Source organism: Janthinobacterium sp. SUN176 (assembly GCF_030587335.1).
Lineage (GTDB): Bacteria > Pseudomonadota > Gammaproteobacteria > Burkholderiales > Burkholderiaceae_D > Janthinobacterium > Janthinobacterium kumbetense.
Genome location: NZ_JAPWIA010000001.1, coordinates 3,821,332 through 3,843,059, shown reverse-complemented (window position 1 = coordinate 3,843,059; position 21,728 = coordinate 3,821,332). Strand labels below are relative to the sequence as shown.

The window sequence follows — 21,728 nt, the reverse complement described above, 5'->3', positions numbered from 1 at the left end:
ATTTTCACGAAGTAAATCAATGAAAATCCTTTTACAAATATTTGTTGAGTTTTCTTTTTGATATGAGTACAGTAAGTTCCAGCGACCCGATTTCGCCTTCCGCCAGTGATCCGCAGTGTCCAAGAATACAGGCCGCCAGTGATATGAAAGCATCCGCCAGTCCTGCACGCAGCAGTCCCCATACGCCACGGGTTGGCACGTTGTCGGCGCCCGATGCCGCCTTCGCGCAGTCTCCGCTGGGGCAGGCGCTGATGCACGTGCTGGCCAGCGGTTCGGCTTCGCAGCGGCAGATCGCCGATTACCTGCTGCGCAACCAGATGCGGGTGACGGCGCTGGGCATCGAGGAACTGGCCGACAGCTGCCAGGTATCGACGGCCACCATCAGCCGCTTCGCGCGCGATATCGGCCAGAAGAATTATTCGGCCATGCGTGGCGCGATGGCCGAAACCTTGCAATCGCTGTTGCAGCCAGTCGACAAACTGCGCCGCACGATAGAGCGGCGCGCGCGCGCCACGTCGCCCGTCACGGAAAGCCTGGAATATGCGGCCGCGAACATCGCCGCCACATCCGATGCCCTGTCGCCGCCCGCCGTGCAGGCCGTGGTGCGCCGCCTGACGCGCGCCAAGGTCGTGTATGTGATGGGTTTTGGCCTGTCGGCCAACCTGGCCGGCATGCTGGTGCAGCATCTGCAGCCGTTTTGCCCGCATGTGGTGGAAGTGGTGGGTATCGGCGGCTCGGAAGTGGCGGCCGGCCATCTGGTCAACCTGACGGCGCACGATGTGCTGGTGGTGATCTCGTTCCCCCGTTACACGCTCGACTGCATCGGTCTGGCCAGCTTCGCGCGCGACCGCGGCGCCTGCATCGTGGCGCTCACCGACTCGCCCGCCTCTCCCCTGGCCGAACTGGCCGATCACGTGTTGTATGCGCAAAGTACCCATCCCGTTCTGCCCAGCAGTGCCAGCACGGCGCTGGCCATGATCGAGGCGCTGGCCGTGGCGCTGATGGTATCGAACAGGAAAAACGTTGAAAAAGCGGCCCGCTTGAGCGAAGTCATCGCCGCCTACCTGTACGGCGGCGAACATGGCGCGCAGGGTACCCGGAAAACAGCAGCAAAGCAGCGCAAGGCAGTGCCGCAGTCATTATAAAAACAGGGTTAATACCATCTGGGAGAGTTTGCATGCAAGCAGAAAAACAAGACGGCAGTTGCGTATCGCCACGCGAGTCGGCACTGGCGCAAGGCGTGCGCCTGGCGCTGGGGGCCTTGAGCGTGTCGGCGGCGCTGGGCATGCTGGGCAACGGCGCGCTGGCGCAGGAGCAGGACGGAGAAGCGGCGCCGAAAAAAATGCAGCGCGTGGAAATCACGGGGTCGGCCATCAAGCGGCTGGAATCGGAGACGGCGTTGCCGGTGCAGATCATCACGCGCGCCGAGATCGACAAGGCGGGGGTGACGACGGCGGCCGAGCTGATGGCGCGCGTGTCGGCCAACGTGGGCGGCCTGACCGATGGCGCCAGCATCAATATCGGCGGCGACCAGCGCGGCTTCAACAGCGCCAATCTGCGGGGCGTGGGCACGTCATCGACCCTGGTGCTGCTCAATGGCCGGCGTATGGCCAACTTTGCCTCGCCCGGCGACGATGCGGGCGTGGACCTGAATAATATTCCCGCCGCCGCGCTGCAGCGCGTGGAAGTGCTGCTCGACGGCGCCTCGGCCCTGTATGGCACGGACGCCATTGGCGGCGTCATCAATTTCATTACGCGCAAGGATTACCAGGGTGTGGAGCTGAATGCCTACGGCAGCGGCACGCAGGAAGGCGGCGCCGGCAAGCGCACGGTCAGCATCACGGCCGGTACGGGCGACCTGGCCACGGATGGCTACAATATCTTCGCCGTGCTCGACGCGCAGCAGACGGACCGCCTCAGCACCTCGCAGCGCAAGTTCATTCCGAACCTGAACGTGCCCGAGCGCCTTGGCCATTTGCTGTCGAGTTTTACCAGCCCGGCGAATATCCGCCTGTCGGGTGCCCAGCGCGATCACCTGCAGGAGGTCGGTTTCCTGTTGAACGGCAAGCCGATCACCAACCGGCAAATCAACCTGTCCATCCCGGACTGCAATCCACCTGCCAATTTGTACCTGCCCAACGGCACTGGCGGCGTCGATGGCTGTACCTACGATTACATGCGCGATACGGAGTTGTATCCGAAGTCGGAGAAGCAGAATTTTCTTTCGCGGGGCGTGTTGAAGCTGAACCCGGAGCATCAGGTATATGCGGAGGTGGCATTGAGCCGTTCGCGTACCAATTATGTCGCGTCGTCGACACGGGTGATCGGTTACCTGGATTACAGCAAGGTGCCGCAATTGGCCAATACCGGTTTTGATACCATATTGGATGACGATGGCAAGCAGGTGGAGCGCGAACTGGAAGTGCGCATGCGATTGAAGGAGGCGGGCAACCGCACCAGTGAGCTGACCAGTGAAAGCCAGCGCTTCGTGGTGGGGGCGACCGGTACAGTGGCGGGATGGGATTATGACGTGGGTTTGAATCATAGCGTCAATACCGTCAGGGACCGTGATACCAAAGGCTATCTGCTGAAGGACAAGCTGCGCGCAGGCATCGCCGATGGCAGCATCAATCCATTCGGGCCTTCCAGTGCCGAGGGCCTGGCACTGATTGAGAGCATCCAGGTCAACGATGAAGTGCGCCACGCGCGCGGCGTCATGGATGCGCTTGATTTCAAGGCGTCACGCGCTCTGATGGCCATGGGCGGCGGCGACATGGCTCTTGCCGTTGGCGGAGAGGTGCGCCGCGAACGTACGCAGTTCCGTCTTTCCAAATTACTGATGAGTAATAATATCAATGACGATTCGGCGCCGGAAGGCGGCAAGGACACCAGCGACAGCCGCACTGTGCAAGCCATTTACAGCGAACTGCTGCTGCCGTTTACCAAGCAGTGGCAGGCGCAGTTATCTGGCCGTTACGACCATTACCAGCAGGTGGGTAGCGCCCTGAGCCCCAAGGTGGGCCTGACTTACATGCCCAGCAAGCAGGTGCTGATGCGGGCGTCCACCGGCAAGGGCTTCCGCGCTCCATCGATGTCGGACTTGCACCGGCCCACCGTCTACAGCAGTACGGCGACCCTGCCCGATCCCGTGTTATGCGCCACTGTGGAGAATAACTACGCCGATTGCGCGCAAAACTGGGATACGCGCCGCTACAGTAACGACAAGCTGAAACCGGAGCGCAGCCGCCAGTTCACGGCCGGTGTGGTGCTCGAGCCGAGCCAGCACTGGACCTTCAGCTTCGATTACTGGAACATCAAGCGCACGGATCTGATCAGCGAAATCGGCGACGACATCATCCTCGGCAACCTGGCCAAGTACGGCGACCTCGTACATCGCAACAAGGACAATGAAATCGACTACATCGAACTGCGCAAGGAAAACCGTGGCGCGCAAAAAGCTACGGGCATCGATATCACGGCCGACCTGCATGGCGTGAAGACGGCCTGGGGACATTTCGGCGCCCACCTGAGCGGCACTTACGTGCTCGATTCAAAAATCCAGACGAGCCCCGGCGATGCCTTTATCAGCAACCTGAATAAATTCGTCACGGACGGCGTGGTGCAGCGCTGGCGCCATACGATTACCCTGGACTGGGACCATGGCCCGTATTCGGCCAGCCTGTCGAACACCTATTCGAGCAGCTACGATGACCAGAACTCGGCCATCAACACGGATGACGGCAGCGTCGTCAAGCCGAATCGGGTCAAGGCCTACACGCTGTGGGACATGTCGGGCGCGTATGCCGTCAGCAAGCAGTTCAAGCTGCGCGCAGGCATACAGAATCTGTTCAATACCAGCCCGCCATACTCGAACCAGGCCTACTTTTTCCTGTCCGGCTATGACCCGACCTATACGGATCCGCGCGGCCGGCGCTTCTATGCCAGCGCCAATTACAGCTTCAAGTAAAAAATTGGAGATACCGCAACAACGCTGTCATATGCAGCAAGTAGTATCGTAGTGTGATGGCGTTGGATTGCAAGCAGCAGTTTTGGCAGCAAGGGCGCGTGCCTGTATCAAAAAATATGCGCCACTTTCCTTGTATTCGAAAGGCACCATGAAATCATCTTCAAGCCTGTATCAACAATTGTGCGCCGCGCTGCTGTTCGCGCTGGCATTGTGCAGCGTCCAAGCCGTGGCGGCTCCCGGCGGCAGCGCCATCGGCAGTGCGCCGCAGGGGACGCTCGTCATTATCGGCGGCGGCCTGCGCGCCGATAATGCCGAAGTCTGGCAGCGCATCGTCAAGCTGTCGGGCGGGCCAGGCGCGCGCATCGCCGTGCTGGCCTCGGCCGCGATGAACCCGGAAAAATCGGGCGAAAGCATCATCAAAAAGCTGAACCAATATGGCGCCGATGCCTTTTTCGTGCCGCTGGCCGTCAAGCTGCCGAACAGGGATTACCGCAAGGCCGCCGAAGACCCGGCCATCGTCACGCAGATCAAGTCGGCCAGCGGCATCTATTTTGCCGGCGGCGACCAGGGGCGCATCACGCAAGCCTTGCTGCGGCCGGACGGCAGCCGCACGGCCGCGCTGGAAGCCATCTGGTCGGTCTATCGCAATGGCGGCGTGATCGCCGGTTCCAGCGCCGGTGCGGCCATCATGAGCACCACCATGTTCTACGACGCCAAACCCGTGCTCGACATGCTCAAGATGGGCGTGACGGATGGCCGCGAGATCGCGCCGGGCCTGGGCTTCATCGGCAGCGATGTTTTTGTGGACCAGCATCTGCTGGTGCGCGGGCGCTTTGCGCGCATGATTCCCGTGATGCTGAAAAAAGGCTATCACCTGGGGCTGGGCATCGATGAAAACAGCGCCATGGTGGTCGACGCCATGCGCGACGTGGAAGTCATCGGCTACAGCGGCGCCCTGCTGATCGACCTGTCGGGCGCCATCAGCGACCGTGGCGTGAAAAATTTCAATATCAGCAATGCGGCCATCAGCTACCTGGACCGAGGCGACAAATTCAACCTCGTCACGCGCGTGTTTACGCCCTCGCCGGACAAGGCCGACAACAAGCTCGATCCTAACCAGCCCGACATGCGCGAACCCGTGTTCACCAACGATATCCTCGGCAATAACGCCGTGCTGGACCTGATGGGTAATTTGATCGATAACGCGCAGCAGGAAGCCATCGGCATCGCCTTCGGCAATCCGCGCGACCCATATCCGGACCTGGGCTTCGAGTTTCGCTTCAGTAAAACGGTCAACAGCGTCGGCTACAGCTCGACCGAGGCGGAAGCGTATTCGGTACTGAAACTGCGCCTCGACATCCGCCCCATCCAGCTGCGCCAGCCCCTGTACCGCTACAAGTAAGCGGTGCGCCGCCAGCGCGGCCACGCGGCGATCGTCAAGGCCCTGAGCAGCCACTCGACGGGGCCATACGCGTGGCCGCGCAGCCACCAGCGGCTCAACGGCAGCTGCAGGCCGAAGATGATGGCTGCCAGCGCCAGTGCGCCCAGCGGCGACACGCTGCCCATCAGCCGCGCGCCATACGCGAGGAACAGCACGGCGCAGATGGCCGACTGCAGCAGGTAGTTCGACAGGGCCATGCGGCCCGTGTCGGCCAGCAGCGCAAACAGCGTGCCGTCGCGCAGGCGCTCGAACAGGACCAGCGCCAGCGCCAGGTAGGCGCCCGCCAGCAGTGGCGCGCTCGCCAGGCCCACGGCCAGTCCCGCCACCTGCCATGCCTGGCTATCCCCATACACGGAGGTCCACGCGTAGAAGGCGGCGCCGGGCAAGCCCACCAGCGCGCCGGCCCGCAGCAGCAGGCGGCGCAGCGGCAGATAATCGCTTGCGTGCAGCAGCATCTCGCGCTTGCCGGCGGCCAGGCCGCACAGGAACATGGCCAGCGCGCACGGTGCCTGCACCAGCAGCAGGACGATCCAGATTTCACCCAGTTCGCGCAGGTGCTGATGGACGACGGCGGCCGGCGTGGCGTGGTAGGCGGCCAGCGCGCTTTCCGCCTTTTGCGCCATCGCCACGGCGTTGTCCGCAGCGTCGCCCGCTGGCTGCAGGCCTTGCAGCCAGGCCATGCCTGCCCAGAATGCCACGCAGACGGTGACGAGTATCAACGCCAGGGACAGTGCCTGGCGCTCGCTGCAACGGTGCAGCGCCAGCAGCACGATGCCCAGCAGAGCATAGGTCGTGAGTATGTCGCCATGAAACAGGAGCACGGCATGCAGGGCGCCGATCAGCCACAGGCCCACTTGCCGGCGCAGCATGCGCGGCACGAACGGCGCATCGGCGCGCGCGGCCGCCTGCATCTGCAAGGTGAAGCTGTAGCCGAACAGGAAGGAAAACAGCAGGTAGAACTTGGTTTCGAACAGCAGGGCGACGATAAAGTGCGTGGCGCGGTCCACGCCGCCGTGAAAGGCGGGATCGGTCAATCCCAGGCCGAACCAGGGCGTGACGAATGCGCCGATATTGACGACCAAAATGCCGAACAGGGCGCAGCCGCGCAGGGCGTCGACGTCGGCGATGCGTGTGGGCTGGGCTTGCATGGCGGCGCTCATGCCAGGGCAGGGCGCAGGAAGCGCGCCAGCAGCAGGTGCAGGCTGGCGCGTTGCGCCAGCGGTGCATAATCGGGATCGACGGCGACCCGGTTGAAGATGCCGTCGATCAGCGCGGCGATCCAGCTGGCCGTTTGCGCGGCGTCCAGCGCGGCGTCGACCTGGCCCCCTGATGCCGCCTTTTCCAGCAGGGCTTGCAAGCCGGCGCGCAGGCTGGCGTCGTTGCGCGCCACCCTGGCCGCGATATCCGCGTCGCGCATCGCTTCGGCCGATATTTCCAGCGCCAGCCCCGCAAAGTCGTCATCGGCCGCCAGCGCCAGCACCAGGTCCATGAAATCGAGCAGGGCGCCGTAGGCATCGGCGCTGCCTTGCACACCGGCGAAATAGGCGGTCGTCTCGCTGCCTTCCTCGTCGACGATGGCGGCGATGATGGCTTGCTTGGTGGGGAAGTAGTGAAACAGGTTGCCGGGACTCATGCCCGCCTGCGCGCAGATGGCGGCGGTGCTGGTCTGGTGAAAGCCCTTGCGCGCAAAGCAGTGGCGCGCGGCGGCGAGAATGGCGTCGCGGCGGGCCGCGTGTTTGCCGGGATCGATGGTGCGCATGGCTCTTTCCTTTAGTTAATCGACTAGTCAGTCTAATATAGATTGATTGTATCGTATGGTCAAGCGAATCGCGTGAAATGGGCGCTTTGCACGCCCGCATCCTGTCGCTACAATGTGCCGCAGCGGTTTTTCCCGCACCTGCCGGCAGGCCCGCCGATTGTTTGGAAAACCGTTCCCTTCACCTGTTTTTCTACCGTTTTAGGAATGACATGCAGCAGACTCCGATTCGATCCTTCCTCTGCGCGCTGGCGCTGGCCGCCGGCATCGTCCCTGCCGCGCAGGCGGATAATGCGCCGCCGCCGGCCACCATGCGCCTCGATTACCAGCACAGCGGCAATGCGCTGGGGGAGCACTATGCGGTCGAGCGCGTGCTGGTCGAGCCCCTGCCATGGCCGGGCAACCTGGCGCGTCCCATCGATGACAGCAACCGCGGCAACAACCTGCTGGAAGTGGTCGACATCAAGTCGGGCAAGGTGCTGTACTCGCGCGGTTTTTCCACCATCTTCGGCGAATGGGCCAGCACCGATGAAGCGAAGACCACCACGCGCGCCTTCCAGGAGTCCGTGCGCTTCCCGCAGCCCGAGCACCCCGTGCGCGTGCGCATCCTCAAGCGCGACGAGCGCGGCCTGTTTTCCGTTGTATGGAGCACGGATGTCGATCCTGCCGCGCAGGACGTGATCCGCAAGCAGCCGCCGGCGCCCGTCAAGCCGATCCCGATCCGCATCAGCGGGCCATCGTCCGACAAGGTCGATCTGCTGATCATGGGCGATGGCTATACGGCCGCCGAAATGGGCAAGTTCGAAGCGACGGCGCGCAAGCTGGCTGACCATCTTTTCACCGTCTCGCCATTCCGCGAGCGGGCCAGGGACTTCAACGTATGGGCCATGGCCGCGCCGACCCAGGAGTCGGGCGTGTCGCGCCCCTCGACGGGCGTGCATCACGCGTCGCCGCTGGGCACGCGCTACGACATCTTCGGCAGCGAGCGCTATGTGCTGACGACGGATAACCGCGCGCTGCGCGACCTGGCGCAGTACGCGCCGTATGAATTCATCGAAATCCTCGTCAACAACGATACCTACGGCGGCGGCGGCATCTTCGGCCAGTTCAGCACGGCGGCAGCGAATAACGATTGGGCCAACTACCTGTTCGTGCATGAATTCGGCCACCATTTCGCCGGCCTGGCCGACGAGTACTACACCTCGCCCGTAGCCTATCAGTCGAATGGCGAGCGGCAGGAACCGTGGGAGCCGAACGCCACGGCGCTGCGCGATCCGGCCAGGCTGAAATGGAAGAATCACGTCAAGGCCGGCACGCCGCTGCCGACGCCATGGCCGAAGGAAGCATACGACAGCCATGCGCGCGAATACCAGAAGCAGCGCGCGGCCCTGCGCGCGGCCAACCGCCCGGAAAGCGAGATGAGCGACTTGTTCAAGGCCGACCTGGCCTACACACAGCAGCTATTCTCGAAGGCGCCGCAGCGCCATGCGGTGGGCGCCTTCGAAGGCGCGAACTACGAGTCGTCCGGCTACTACCGGCCCGAGATGCAGTGCATCATGTTCGACCGCAGCGAGACGTTCTGCTCCGTGTGTCAGGATGGCATCAGCACCATCATCGACCTGTATTCGCGTCCCGCCGCGGCGCCGGGCAAATAATGCCGCTCTTGCCGCTTCCGTAATGCATGGGGGTCATGTTGCATCGCAATAGCATGGCCCCCTTTCTGCGTCTCCCCACCGTCTGCCTTCCGCCCCTGCCCAGCGCTGCTTGTTTTCCAGGCAATACCAATTGTCGCTCACCTGCGCGCTTTTCTTCTCGCTAGCCCAGTGATATTATCAAATCAATACGTTCGCACGCTTGCCTGAAAAATATTTCATTTAGATAATATTGAGGTAAAATTTGATTTACATCAATGTTGCATTGCCGCAATCGCACTTATAGTTGACCTAGCTCAAAGCGTCATGGAATGCGGATCGGACTCATCACGAATCACGCGTCTAAATGCTGTAGAGTAATTTCGCCCCGTACCAGTTCCCCGAAAATGCACTGGTGCGTGCCTCGAATTTCAGTGACGGAAGCCGATTCATGAAGATGCAGACCCCCGCGCCTGACGCGTGCAGTACCTTACACCCTCACACTCCCATTGCCTTGCCGTATGCGCGTGCCGGCGGCGTGACGCTGGCCACTTGCGCCGCCGCCATGCACGCCGGCGCGGTGCGATGCGTGCATGCGGCCACGCCGTGGCCCGCCCTGCGTCCAGTCCAGGCATGACGGCCGACTTGCGGCCCTTGCCTTTGCAGGGCAAGCGGGGCCTGGTGGTGGGTATCGCTAACACGCAAAGCATCGCCTGGGGCTGCGCCAGCGCACTGCGCACGGCCGGCGCCGAACTGGCCGTGACCTGGCTCAATGACAAGGCCCGTCCATACGTGGAACCGCTGGCGCAGCAAGTGCAGGCGGCCATCATGGCGCCGCTCGACGTGGCCGTGCCGGGCCAGCTCGAAGCGCTGTTCGCGCAGATCGAACGGCAATGGGGGCGGCTCGATTTCGTCGTCCATTCCATTGCATATGCGCCGAAACAGGACTTGCATGGCCGAGTGACGGACAGTTCTGCCGACGGTTTTGCGCAGGCGATGGATATCTCCTGCCACTCCTTCATGCGCATGGCGAAACTGGCCGAACCGCTGATGCCGGACGGCGGCAGCCTGATGACCATGAGTTATTTGGGCGCGGAGGAAGTCATCGCCGACTATGGCCTGATGGGGCCCGTGAAGGCGGCGCTGGAAGCGTCGGTGCGCTACCTGGCCGCCGAACTGGGCCCGCAAGGCATCCGCGTCAACGCCATTTCGCCGGGACCACTGGAGACGCGGGCCGCTTCCGGCATCGCCCATTTCGACCGCCTGATGGCCGACGCCATCGAACGCTCGCCCATGCGGCGCCTGGCCACCATCGAGGACGTGGGCGCGCTGTGCGCCTTCCTCGCCGGCGACGGCGCGCGCGCCATCACGGGCGGCACTCTGTATGTCGATGGCGGCTACAACATTCTGAATTGACTGGAAGAAGATGACCATGGCTGTTTCTACTTTGCCCAACTGCGCCAGGATGGCCGCGCTGGCCACCGCGCTGGCCCTGGCCGGCTGCGCCTCGATGGTGCCGCCGTATGCGCCACCGCCACTGCCCGTGGCGGCGCAGTATCCGGAAACCGATTCCGCCGGCGCGCACGCGCCCGACGTCGCCTGGCAATCCTACTTTGCCGACGCGCGCCTGCAGGCGCTGATTGCGCAGGCGCTGGCCAGCAACCGTGACATCCGCATCGCCGCCCTGCGCGTGGAAGAGGCGCGCGCCGCGTATGGCATCCAGCGCGCCGAACAATTTCCCACCATCACGCTGGGCGCCTCCGGCAGCCGCGCGCGCGTGCCCGGCGATCTGAGCGTGACGGGCCGCCCTATGACGAGCGCGCAGTACCAGACAGGCTTGAACGTGAGCGCCTGGGAACTCGATTTCTGGGGCAGGGTGCGCAGCTTGAAGGACAGCGCCCTGCAAACCCTGTTGGCCAGCGACGAGGCGCGCTGTGCCGTCGGCGTGGCTCTGGTGGCGCAGGTGGCCAATGGCTACCTGGGCTTGCGCGAACTCGATGAACGCGTGGAACTGGCGCGCGCCACCGTCGACAGCCGCGCCGAATCGCTGCGCATCTTCACGCGCCGCTTTGAAGTCGGGTCGATTTCCAAGCTGGACCTGACACAGGTGGAAACCTTGCTCAGCCAGGCCTTGTCGCTGTCGGCGCAGCTGGAACAGGCGCGCGCCGTGCAGGCGCACGCGCTGGCCCAACTGGTGGGCGGCCCCATCGACCTGACGCCGGTGGCTGGTGAGGTGCGCCGCTTCGACGACGCCAGCGTGCTGCAGCCGCTGCATGCGGGCCTGCCCTCGGCTTTGCTCACGCAGCGTCCCGACCTTGTGGCGGCCGAACACCAGCTGCGCGCCGCGCAAGCCAATATCGGCGCCGCGCGCGCCGCCTTCTTCCCGACGATTTCCTTGACGGCAGCCTACGGCACGGCCAGCGCGGAATTGAGCGGCTTGTTCAATTCGGGCAGCGGCGCGTGGAATTTCGCGCCGCGCCTGGTGCTGCCGATCTTTGACGCGGGCCGCCTGCGCGCGAATATGGAACTGGCCGAAGTGCGCCGCGACGTGGCCGTGGCCAATTACGAAAAAAGCGTGCAGGGCGCCTTCCGCGAAGTGGCCGATGCGCTGTCGAACCGGCGCTGGCTGGCGCTGCAAGTCGATATCGGCAAGACGACTTTGGCCGCGCAGAGCGAACGGGCGCGCCTGGCCAAGCTGCGCTACGACAATGGCGCCGCGCCCTACCTGGAAGTGCTCGACGCGCAGCGCGACTTGCTGACGGTCGAGCAGCAGCTGGTGCAGACGCGCCGCGCGCTGCTCTCCAGCCAGGTCAGCCTGTATGCGGCGCTGGGCGGTGGCGCGCCAGCCACTTCCGCCGCCGCTTCCACCCACTAATTTGATCGCCCCGATACCATGACTCCACAACTGAAGAAAAAACTCATTCCCGCCGCGTTGGTCGTGGCCGTCCTCGTGCTGGGCTATGTGGCCTGGCAAAAAATGCGTCCCACGGGCCCAGGCGAAGGTTTCGTCAGCGGCAATGGCCGCATCGAAGCGACGGAAATCGACGTCGCCACCAAGCTGGCGGGCCGGGTCAAGGAGATCCTCGTGCGCGAGGGCGACTTCGTCAAGTCGGGCCAGCCGCTGGCCACCATGCAGGTCGATTCCCTGACGGCCCAGCGCGACGAGGCGCGCGCGCGCCAGCAGCAGGCGTCCGACGCCGTGGTGGGCGCGCAGGCGCAGGTGGCCGTGCGCGAGAGCGACAAGGCGGCCGCGCTGGCCATGGTGGCGCAGCGCGAAAGTGAACTCGATGCGGCCAAGCGCCGCCTGGCCCGTTCCGAAACCCTGTCGAAGGAGGGCGCTTCCTCGGTGCAGGAACTCGACGACGACCGCGCCCGCGTGCGCAGCGTGGCCGCGGCCCTGAATGCGGCCAAGGCGCAAGTGACGGCGGCGCAGGCAGCCATCGACGCGGCCAAGGCGCAGGTGGTGGGCTCCCGTTCTGCCGTGGTTGCCGCCGAGGCGACGACGGCGCGCATCGATTCCGACCTGGCCGATGGCCAGCTGACGGCGCCGCGCGACGGCCGCGTGCAATACCTGGTGGCGCAGCAGGGCGAAGTGCTGGCGGGTGGCGGTAAGGTGCTCAACCTGGTCGACCTGTCGGACGTCTACATGACCTTCTTCCTGCCCGAGACGGCGGCCGGCAAGGTGGCGCTGGGCGGCGAGGTGCGCATCATCCTCGACGCGGCGCCCAATTACGTGATTCCGGCGACGATCTCGTTTGTCGCGGCCAGCGCGCAGTTCACGCCGAAGACGGTGGAAACGGCCAGCGAGCGCCAGAAGCTGATGTTCCGCGTGAAGGCGCAGATCAGCCGCGAGCTGCTGCAAAAGCATCTGGCGCTGGTGAAAGTGGGCTTGCCTGGCGTGGCCTGGGTGCGTCTCGATGCGAAGCAGGCATGGCCCGCTGAACTGACTGCCAAGGTTCCGCAGTGAGCATGGACGTGAACTCCTTTGTCGTCAGCATCAAGGGCGTCAGCCAGCATTACGGCAAGACGGTGGCGCTCGACGCCATCGACCTGGACGTGCCGGCCGGCCGCATGGTGGGCTTGATCGGACCCGATGGCGTGGGCAAATCGAGCCTGCTGTCGTTGGTGGCCGGCGCGCGCGCCGTGCAGCAGGGCAGCGTGATGGCGCTGGGCGGCGACATGCGCGATGCGCGCCACCGCGACGACGTCTGTCCCCGTATCGCCTACATGCCGCAAGGTCTGGGCAAGAATCTGTATCCGACCCTGTCGGTCGAGGAAAATCTGCAGTTTTTCGCGCGCCTGTTCGGCCATGACGCTGCGGAACGCCGCCGCCGCATCGACCAGCTGACCCGCAGCACGGGTTTGCAGCCCTTCCTGGCGCGCCCGGCGGGCAAGCTGTCGGGCGGCATGAAGCAGAAGCTGGGCCTGTGCTGCGCGCTGATCCACGATCCCGACCTGCTCATTCTCGATGAGCCCACCACTGGCGTCGATCCGCTGGCGCGCGCCCAGTTCTGGGACTTGATCGCCGGCATCCGCGTGCAGCGCCCGCAAATGAGCGTGATGGTGGCCACCGCCTACATGGACGAGGCGCAGCGCTTCGATTGGTTAGTGGCCATGGACGACGGCAAGGTGCTCGATACGGGCACGCCGGCCGAATTGCTGGCGCGCACGGACAGCGGCAACCTGGAAGCGGCCTTCATCAGGCTGCTGCCCGACGCCAAGCGCGCCGGTCACCAGCCCGTCGTCATCACGCCGCTCGATGCGGCCAGTGCGCAGGACGTGGCCATCGAGGCCAAAGACCTGACCATGCGCTTCGGCGATTTCACGGCCGTCGACCATGTGAATTTCCGTATCGGTCGCGGCGAGATTTTCGGCTTCCTGGGATCGAACGGCTGCGGCAAGTCGACCACCATGAAGATGCTCACGGGCCTCTTGCCGGCGACGGAAGGCAAGGCCTGGCTGTTCGGCAAGGAGGTTGATTCCAACGATATCGACACGCGCCGCAGGGTCGGCTACATGTCGCAGGCCTTCTCTCTGTACAGCGAACTGACGGTGCGCCAGAACCTGGTGCTGCACGCGCGCCTGTTCCACGTCCCGGAAGCTGAAATCGTTGCACGCATCGACGAGATGGCACAGCGCTTCGACTTGCGCGCAGTGATGGACGACTTGCCCGACAGCCTGCCGCTGGGCATACGCCAGCGGCTGTCGCTGGCCGTGGCCATGGTGCACAAGCCGGAAATGCTGATCCTCGACGAGCCGACGTCCGGCGTCGACCCCATCGCGCGCGACAATTTCTGGCGCCTGATGATAGAGCTGGCGCGGCGCGACCGCGTCACCATTTTCATTTCCACCCACTTCATGAACGAGGCCGAGCGCTGCGACCGCATTTCGCTGATGCACGCGGGTAAAGTGCTGGTCAGCGATGCGCCGGCAGAACTGGTGCGCAAGAAGGGCGCACCGTCGCTGGAAGCGGCTTTCATCGCCTACCTGGAAGAGGCGGGCGGCAGCACGGCGCCCGCGGCAGTGCAGGAAACGCCGGCGCCCGCGCAGGAAGCGGCAGTGCAGGCACCAGCGCCGCAGCACCGGCGCAGCCGTTTCAGCCTGGGACGCATGCTCAGCTACATGTGGCGCGAAACCCTGGAACTGCGCCGCGATCCCGTGCGCCTGACGCTGGCGCTGGGCGGCTCCGTCCTGCTGCTGTTCGTCATCGGCTTCGGCATCAGCCTGGACGTCGAAGACTTGAGCTACGCGGTACTCGACCACGACCAGACGACTTTGAGCCAGAATTACACGAACAACCTGGCCGGCTCGCGCTACTTCATCGAGCGACCGCCCTTGCGCGACTATGCCGATATCGACAAGCGCATGCGCAGCGGCGAACTGTCGCTGGCCATAGAAATTCCGCCCGGCTTTGCGCGCGACGTGCAGCGCGGCGCGCCGGCCCAGGTGGGCGCGTGGATCGATGGCGCCATGCCGATGCGCGCCGAAACCGTGCAGGGCTACGTGCAGGGCATGCATCAACTGTGGCTGGCCGACCAGGCCTTGCACCGCTATGGCATCACGATGAACAACCCCGTCGCCATCCAGACGCGCTACCGCTACAACCCGGACGTGAAAAGCCTGCCGGCCATGGTGCCGGCCGTGATTCCCCTGCTGCTGCTGATGCTGCCGGCCATGCTGGCGGCGCTGTCCGTGGTGCGTGAAAAGGAACTGGGCTCCATCATCAATCTGTACGTGACGCCCGTCACGCGCCTGGAATTTTTGCTCGGCAAGCAGGTGCCGTACGTGCTGCTGGCGATGCTCAACTTCGTGCTCATGGCGCTGCTGGCGGTCACCGCCTTTGGCGTGCCGATCAAGGGCAGCTTGCCGACCCTGATCGGCGCCACCTTCATCTTCAATATCTGCGCCACCGGCATCGGCTTGTTCGCGTCGACGTTTACGCGCAGCCAGATCGCGGCCCTGTTCGTGACCATGATCGGCACCATGATCCCGGCCATCCAGTTTTCAGGCCTGCTCAATCCCGTCTCGTCGATGGAAGGCGTGGGCAAGGCCATCGGCCTGATGTACCCGGCCACGCACATGCTCAATATCAGCCGGGGGGTGTTCAACAAGGCGCTGGGCTTTGGTGACCTGCATGCCTCGTTCTGGCCCCTGATCGTCGCCATTCCCGTGATCCTCGGCGTGACGGTGGCGCTGCTGAAGAAACAGGAGAGCTGATATGCGGCATCTTGAAAATATCTACCGCCTGGGCGTGAAGGAAATCTGGAGCCTGATCCGCGATCCGATGATGCTGATCCTGATCCTCTACACGTTTACGTTGGCCATCTATGTGGCTGCCACGGCCAAGCCGGAAACGCTGCACATGGCCTCGATTGCCATCGTCGACGAGGATGGCTCGCCCCTGTCCGGGCGCATCGCCTCGGCCTTCTTCCCGCCCCAGTTCACGCCGCCGGCCATGATCAACCAGAGCCAGGTCGATGCGGGCCTGGACGCGGGCCAGTACACCTTCGTGCTGACGATACCGCCCAAGCTGCAGGCCGACGTGCTGGGCGGGCGCCAGGCGGAGCTGCAGCTGAACGTGGACGCCACGCGCATGAGCCAGGCCTTCAGCGGCAGCGGCTACATCCAGCAGATCGTCGCTGGTGAAGTGGCCGAATTCGCCAAACGCTATCGGGGCGCGACCGTCTCGCCGGTGGAACTGGTGATGCGCGCGCGCTTCAATCCATCGCTGAGCCAGGCGTGGTTTGGCTCGCTGATGGAAATCATCAACCAGGTGACGATGCTGTCGATCATCCTCACCGGCGCGGCCCTGATCCGCGAGCGCGAACACGGCACCATCGAGCATCTGTTGGTGATGCCCGTCACGCCGGCCGAAATCATGCTGGGCAAGGTATGGTCGATGGGCCTGGTGGTGCTGCTGGCCGCCGCCCTGTCGCTGAACCTGGTGGTGCGCGGCATGCTGCACGTGCCCATCGAAGGCTCGATCGCGCTGTTCCTGTGCGGCGCGGCCCTGCACCTGTTTGCCACCACCTCGATGGGCATTTTCCTCGCCACCGTGGCGCGCAGCATGCCGCAGTTCGGCATGCTCCTGATTCTCGTGCTGCTGCCGCTGCAGATGCTTTCGGGCGGCAGCACGCCGCGCGAAAGCATGCCCGAACTGGTGCAGAACATCATGCTGATCGCCCCGACCACGCATTTCGTCGAGTTGAGCCAGGCGATTCTGTACCGGGGTGCCGGCATCGACGTGGTGTGGAAGCCGTTCCTGGCCTTGCTGGCTATCGGCACGGCCCTGTTTACCTTCGCGCTGGCGCGCTTTCGCAAGACCATCAGCCAGATGGCGTAGCCCCCGCGCCGGAATGGTCCGGCGTTTTTTGCATGAAAAGGATAGCCATGAAGATCGAAGCTGCACCATTTTTCTCCACCGGCGGCTTGCCGTCGCTGGGCGTGCTGGGCGACTATGCGCGCGACTCGTGGCAGCGCATCGTGCTGTACGCGGACGTGATGCGCCGGCGCGGCAACCAGTACCAGGAGCACATGGCCGAGGAAGTGCCGAACGTGCTGGACTTCCCCGCCGAACTGGTGATGTCGGGCCTGGAACTGGCGCGTCCCGTCAACTACGGCCTGGCGCGCATCTTGACGCCCGATGCGCCGGAACCCGATCCGTCGAAGCGGCCATTCGTCGTCGTCGATCCGCGCGCCGGGCACGGTCCCGGCATCGGCGGCTTCAAGGCCGAGAGCGAGATCGGCGTGGCCCTGCGCGCCGGCCACCCGTGCTACTTCATCGGCTTCCTGCCCGATCCCGTGCCGGGACAGACGGTGGAAGACGTGATGCACGCCGAGGCGGCCTTCCTGGAAAAAGTCATCGCCCTGCATCCGCTCAGCGAAGGCAAACCCGTCGTCATCGGCAATTGCCAGGCGGGCTGGCAAATCCTCATGACGGCGGCCATGCGCCCGGAATTGTTCGGCCCCATCATCGTGGCCGGCGCGCCCGTGTCCTACTGGGCCGGCTGGCATGGCCGCAACCCGATGCGCTACGCGGGTGGGCTGATGGGCGGAAGCTGGGCCACGGCGCTGGTGGGCGACCTGGGCAACGGCCGCTTCGACGGCGCCAGCCTGGTGCAGAATTTTGAAAAGCTCAACCCGGCCAATACCCTGTGGAGCAAGCAGTACAACCTGTATGCGAACATCGACACGGAAGCGCCACGCTACCTGGAATTTGAAAAATACTGGGGCGGCCATGTCTTCCTCAACGACGTCGAGATGCAGTACATCGTCGACAATCTGTTCATCGGCAACCGCCTGGCCACGGCGGAATTGATTACCTCCGACGGCGTGCGCCTGGACTTGCGCAATATCCGTTCGCCCATCGTCGTGTTCTGCTCGAACGGCGACAACATCACGCCGCCGCCGCAGGCGCTGGGCTGGATCACGGACCTGTACCGCGATGACAAGGATGTGCTGATGCACGACCAGACCATCGTGTATGCCGTGCATGACAGCATCGGCCACCTGGGCATCTTCGTCTCGGCCAAGGTGGGGCACAAGGAACACCAGAAATTCGCCAGCAATATCGACCTGATCAACCTGCTGCCGGCCGGTATCTACGAAGCGAGGATCGTCGACAAGACGCCCGACACGCCGAACGCGGACCTGGCCAGCGGCGACTATGTGCTGCAGGTCGAGCACCGCGGCATCGAGGATGTGCGCGCCATCGTGCAGCCAAGCGTGGAAAACGACCGCAAGTTCGCCGCCGCTGCGCGCGTGTCCGAAGTGAACCTGGCCTTGTACCGCACGTTTGCGCAGCCGTGGGTCCGCGCCATGGTCACGCCGCAGTCGGCGCGCTTCCTGCAGCTCGCGCATCCGCTGCGCGTGTCTTACGAACGCTGGACGGACCATAATCCGCTGGCCAGGCTGGTGGCCAAGGAGGCGGAAAAAGTACGCGCCCATCGCCAGCCGGTGGCGCCCGACAACCCGCTGTTGGCCATGCAGGAGGCCATCTCCGGCGCCATCACGGCCGGCTTGAACGGCTGGCGCGACTGGCGCGACACGGTGCAGGAAACCACCTTCGACCTGGTGTACGGCTCGCCCCTGGTGCAGGCGCTGACGGGACAAGCCATCGGCGACACGACGCCGCCGCGTCCCCATCCCGGCATCTCGCCCGAGCATTGCGAATACGTGCGCTGCGAAACGCGCAAGATGGACGAGGACATGCAGCGGGGCGGCCTGGTGGAAGCGGCCGTGCGCGCGCTGTTTTACATCTACCGCTTCCGCATGATCGCCGACGAGCGCAGGGTCAACCTGGCCCTGAAATTGATCAAGCCGCAGTACCGGCAGGATGTCAACATGGAGGAATTCCGCGGCATCGTGCGCCAGCAGGCGCGTTTGATGCTGCATGATTTCGATGCCGCCATCGCCGCCTTGCCGATCCTGTTGTCGCGCGCCAGCCCGGACGACATCGGCGCGCTGTCCGAATGGCTGCAGCAAGTGCTGCAAGTGCCCGAAGCGCCGACGCCGGACGAGGAAGCGAGCCTGCAGCAGATGCTGGACGTCTTCGAGCGCGCGATCAAGGCGCAAGCGAAGGCGTTGCCGTCGGACGCGCGCTCATCCCCTGCCGGGTCAAAAGCCAAGCCGGCCAAACACATTACCCCTGTATAGAAGACCACGATGACTACTACCCAAGACGATGACTTGAATATCGTACGTAACCGCACCTTCGACCAGATCGCCATCGGCGACAGCGCCAGCATCACGCGCACCCTGAGCATGGACGATATCGCCCTGTTCGCGGTGATGTCGGGCGATGACAACCCGCAGCACCTCGATGCCGAATTTGCCGCCTCCAGCCGCTACCAGGGCGTCATCGCCCACGGCATGTGGGGCGCGGCCCTCATTTCCGCTGTGCTGGGCACGCGCCTGCCCGGCGCCGGCACCGTCTACACGGGCCAGACCCTGCGCTTTTTGCAGCCCGTGCGCGTGGGCGATACGCTGGCCATCAGCGTCACCGTCACGGCCCTCGATCCGCGCAGCCGCCACGTGACCCTGGCCTGCCGCTGCGTCAACCAGCATGGCGCCGTGGTGCTCGACGGGGAGGCGCAGGTGATCGCGCCCGCTGAGCAGATCGAACGCCAGCGCGCCACCCTGCCCGAGGTACGCCTGCATAACGGCGACGGCACGCGGCGCCTGCTGGAACACGCGCGCACCCTGGGCCCCATCAAGGTGGCCGTGATCCATCCATGCGATGAACTGAGCCTGTCGGGCGCGCTCGACGCGCATGCGGCCGGCCTGATCACGCCCGTGCTGGTGGCGCCGCGCGCGCGCCTGGAGGCGGTGGCGCTGGAAGCTGGCCTGAGCTTGGCCGGCATCGCCATCGAGGACGTCGAGCATAGCCATGCGGCAGCTGCGCGCGGCGCCGAACTGGCGGGCAAGGGCGAAGTGGAAGCCTTGATGAAGGGCAGCCTGCACACGGATGAACTGATGTCGGCCGTGCTGGCCGCCAGCGCCGGCCTGCGCACCAAGCGCCGCATCAGCCACTGCTTCCTGATGCAGACGCCCGCCTATCCGCGTCCTTTCATCATCACGGACGCGGCCATCAATATCGCGCCCAACCTGGCCATGAAGGCCGACATCGTGCGCAACGCCATCGACCTGGCGCACGTGATCGGCGTGGCCAGGCCGCGCGTGGCCATCCTGGCCGCCGTGGAAACGGTAAATGCGGACATGCCCGCCACCCTGGATGCGGCCGCCTTGTGCAAGATGGCCGACCGCGGGCAGATCACGGGCGCGATCCTCGACGGCCCGCTGGCTTTTGACAACGCCGTCTCGATCGCCGCCGCAACCGTCAAGGGCATCGTCTCCGAGGTGGCGGGCCGCGCCGATATCTTGCTGGTGCCCGACCTGGAAAGCGGCAACATGCTGGCCAAGCAGCTCGAATACATGGGCGACGCGGACAGCGCCGGCATCGTGCTGGGCGCGAAAATCCCCGTCATCCTGACCAGCCGCGCCGACTCGCGCGCCAGCCGCATCGCCTCGTGCGCCATCGCCGTGATGCTGGCCAACCATTACCGGAGCACGCCGCCATGAACGCGCCAATCACCCATGCCGATGGCACCCTGATCCTGGTGCTCAATTGCGGCTCGTCGAGCATCAAGTTCGCCTTGTTCGAGCAAGCGGGCGGCGTGCTGCCGCAGCAGGCGCAATGGAGCGGCAAGGTCGAAGGCATCGGCCGCGAAAATGCCACTTACCGTGCCGGCGGACTGCCGGCGGTCGCCTTGCAGCTGGACCCGGAGCAGCCGCATCACGCGGCCCTCGAATACATCCGCGCGCAAGTGGTGGCGCAGCTGGCCGGGCGTCCGCTGCGCGCCGTGGCGCATCGGGTGGTGCATGGCGGCAGCAAGTATTTCGCCCCCGTGCGCATCGATTTCGAAGTGCTGGCCGACTTGAAAAGTTATGTGCCGCTGGCGCCCCTGCACCAGCCGTTCGCGCTGGAGGCGATCGAGGTGCTGCTCGAATCGCGCCCCGACATCGCCCAGGTGGCGTGCTTCGACACGGCTTTCCACCACACGGTGCCGCAGGTCGAGCAGATGCTGGCACTGCCGTACGATGCGTGGGAGCGGGGCTTGCGCCGCTACGGCTTCCACGGCCTATCGTACGAATACCAGTCGCTGGTGCTGGAGCAGCGCTTCGGCGCTGCCGCGCGCGGCAAGGTCATCGTGGCCCACCTGGGCAGCGGCGCCAGCCTGTGCGCCATGGAGAATCTGCACAGCGTGGCCACCACCATGGGCTTTTCCGCGCTCGACGGCTTGATGATGGGCACGCGCTGCGGCTCGCTCGATCCGGGCGCCGTCATCTACTTGATGGAGATCGAAAAGCTGTCGCTGGAAAAGGTGGCGCACGTGCTGTACCACGAGTCGGGCTTGCTGGGCGTGTCGGGCGTGTCGGCCGATCCACCGGTCTTGCTGGCGCAGCAGGAGCGCCAGGATGCCACGGGCGAGCGCATCCGCGCCGCGCTGGCTTTATATATCCGCCGCATCGTGCGCGAGATCGGTGCCCTGACGGCCGTGCTGGGCGGGCTGGACATGCTGGTGTTTACGGCCGGTATCGGCGAGCACAGCGCCGAGCTGCGCCAGCGCATCTGCGCCGAACTGGGTTTTATTGGTCCCGTGCTCGATGCGCAGGCCAATGCGCGCAACGCCAGCCGCATTTCCAGCGATGCCAGCCGCATCGTGGTGGGCGTGGAGCCGGCCAATGAGGAGTGGGTGGCGGCGCGCCACGCGGCCCTGGCCGTCAGCGTGTGAGGTCCTGCAGTGTACGGCCGCGCTCGATGGGAAGTTTGCCGAAATGCACATATTTTCCGTTGAGTGCGCTAACGCACTGTGTGGTTTGCCAGTTATCTTTACTATGAAGTCATGCCATTGCGCTACATCAAGAAACAGC

Annotated in this window: 15 protein-coding genes; 13 read left to right on the top strand and 2 right to left on the bottom strand. The window is 64.6% G+C overall.

Annotated elements, in window-relative coordinates; all coding sequences use genetic code 11:
• Positions 1–143: 143 nt before the first annotated feature.
• From O3299_RS17330 to O3299_RS17320, 3 genes are all read left to right on the top strand, one after another.
• Positions 144–1,145: a MurR/RpiR family transcriptional regulator gene (locus O3299_RS17330; RefSeq protein ID WP_099666475.1), complete on the top strand. Its 1,002-nt coding sequence runs from the start codon at positions 144–146 to the stop codon at positions 1,143–1,145.
• A gap of 32 nt (positions 1,146–1,177) precedes the next feature.
• Positions 1,178–3,967 carry a TonB-dependent receptor gene (locus O3299_RS17325; RefSeq protein ID WP_305062792.1) on the top strand — a complete coding sequence of 930 codons (2,790 nt, stop codon included), beginning with the start codon at positions 1,178–1,180 and terminating at the stop codon, positions 3,965–3,967.
• A gap of 148 nt (positions 3,968–4,115) precedes the next feature.
• Entirely contained in the window at positions 4,116–5,369 is a 1,254-nt protein-coding gene (locus tag O3299_RS17320) for a cyanophycinase (RefSeq protein WP_251350229.1), read from the top strand.
• Here the strand turns inward: O3299_RS17320 and O3299_RS17315 are convergent.
• Together O3299_RS17315 and O3299_RS17310 are read right to left on the bottom strand one after the other, a co-directional pair.
• A complete protein-coding gene (locus O3299_RS17315) occupies positions 5,360–6,556 on the bottom strand; it encodes a DUF418 domain-containing protein (protein WP_305062791.1) in 1,197 nt (398 codons plus the stop codon). The two genes, O3299_RS17320 and O3299_RS17315, sit on opposite strands and share 10 nt — an antisense overlap.
• 8 nt (positions 6,557–6,564) lie before the next feature.
• A complete protein-coding gene (locus O3299_RS17310) occupies positions 6,565–7,167 on the bottom strand; it encodes a TetR/AcrR family transcriptional regulator (protein WP_099666478.1) in 603 nt (200 codons plus the stop codon).
• A gap of 209 nt (positions 7,168–7,376) precedes the next feature.
• Here O3299_RS17310 and O3299_RS17305 point away from each other — a divergent pair, with 209 nt between their 5' ends.
• From O3299_RS17305 to O3299_RS17260, 10 genes are all read left to right on the top strand, one after another.
• Positions 7,377–8,819: an IgA Peptidase M64 gene (locus tag O3299_RS17305; RefSeq protein ID WP_305062790.1), complete on the top strand. Its 1,443-nt coding sequence runs from the start codon at positions 7,377–7,379 to the stop codon at positions 8,817–8,819.
• A 427-nt stretch (positions 8,820–9,246) separates the two neighbouring features.
• Entirely contained in the window at positions 9,247–9,432 is a 186-nt protein-coding gene (locus tag O3299_RS17300; protein WP_143451452.1) for a hypothetical protein, read from the top strand.
• Entirely contained in the window at positions 9,429–10,211 is a 783-nt protein-coding gene (fabI, locus tag O3299_RS17295) for an enoyl-ACP reductase FabI (RefSeq protein WP_289900342.1), read from the top strand. The genes O3299_RS17300 and fabI overlap by 4 nt, the downstream gene beginning before the upstream one ends.
• A gap of 10 nt (positions 10,212–10,221) precedes the next feature.
• Positions 10,222–11,670, top strand: a complete 1,449-nt coding sequence (locus O3299_RS17290) for an efflux transporter outer membrane subunit (RefSeq protein WP_305062789.1) — start codon at positions 10,222–10,224, stop codon at positions 11,668–11,670.
• An 18-nt stretch (positions 11,671–11,688) separates the two neighbouring features.
• On the top strand, positions 11,689–12,762 hold the full coding sequence (locus tag O3299_RS17285; protein WP_099666481.1) for an HlyD family secretion protein: 1,074 nt from the start codon (positions 11,689–11,691) through the stop codon (positions 12,760–12,762).
• A gap of 2 nt (positions 12,763–12,764) precedes the next feature.
• Complete coding sequence (gene rbbA, locus O3299_RS17280) at positions 12,765–15,512, top strand: ribosome-associated ATPase/putative transporter RbbA (protein WP_305062788.1); 2,748 nt, start codon at positions 12,765–12,767, stop codon at positions 15,510–15,512.
• Position 15,513: 1 nt separating this feature from the next.
• Positions 15,514–16,638: an ABC transporter permease gene (locus O3299_RS17275; RefSeq protein ID WP_289884783.1), complete on the top strand. Its 1,125-nt coding sequence runs from the start codon at positions 15,514–15,516 to the stop codon at positions 16,636–16,638.
• A 47-nt stretch (positions 16,639–16,685) separates the two neighbouring features.
• A complete protein-coding gene (locus O3299_RS17270; RefSeq protein WP_305062787.1) occupies positions 16,686–18,950 on the top strand; it encodes a DUF3141 domain-containing protein in 2,265 nt (754 codons plus the stop codon).
• Positions 18,951–18,959: 9 nt separating this feature from the next.
• Positions 18,960–20,375: a bifunctional enoyl-CoA hydratase/phosphate acetyltransferase gene (locus O3299_RS17265; RefSeq protein WP_305062786.1), complete on the top strand. Its 1,416-nt coding sequence runs from the start codon at positions 18,960–18,962 to the stop codon at positions 20,373–20,375.
• Positions 20,372–21,589: an acetate/propionate family kinase gene (locus O3299_RS17260; RefSeq protein WP_305062785.1), complete on the top strand. Its 1,218-nt coding sequence runs from the start codon at positions 20,372–20,374 to the stop codon at positions 21,587–21,589. The genes O3299_RS17265 and O3299_RS17260 overlap by 4 nt, the downstream gene beginning before the upstream one ends.
• Positions 21,590–21,728 lie beyond the last annotated feature (139 nt).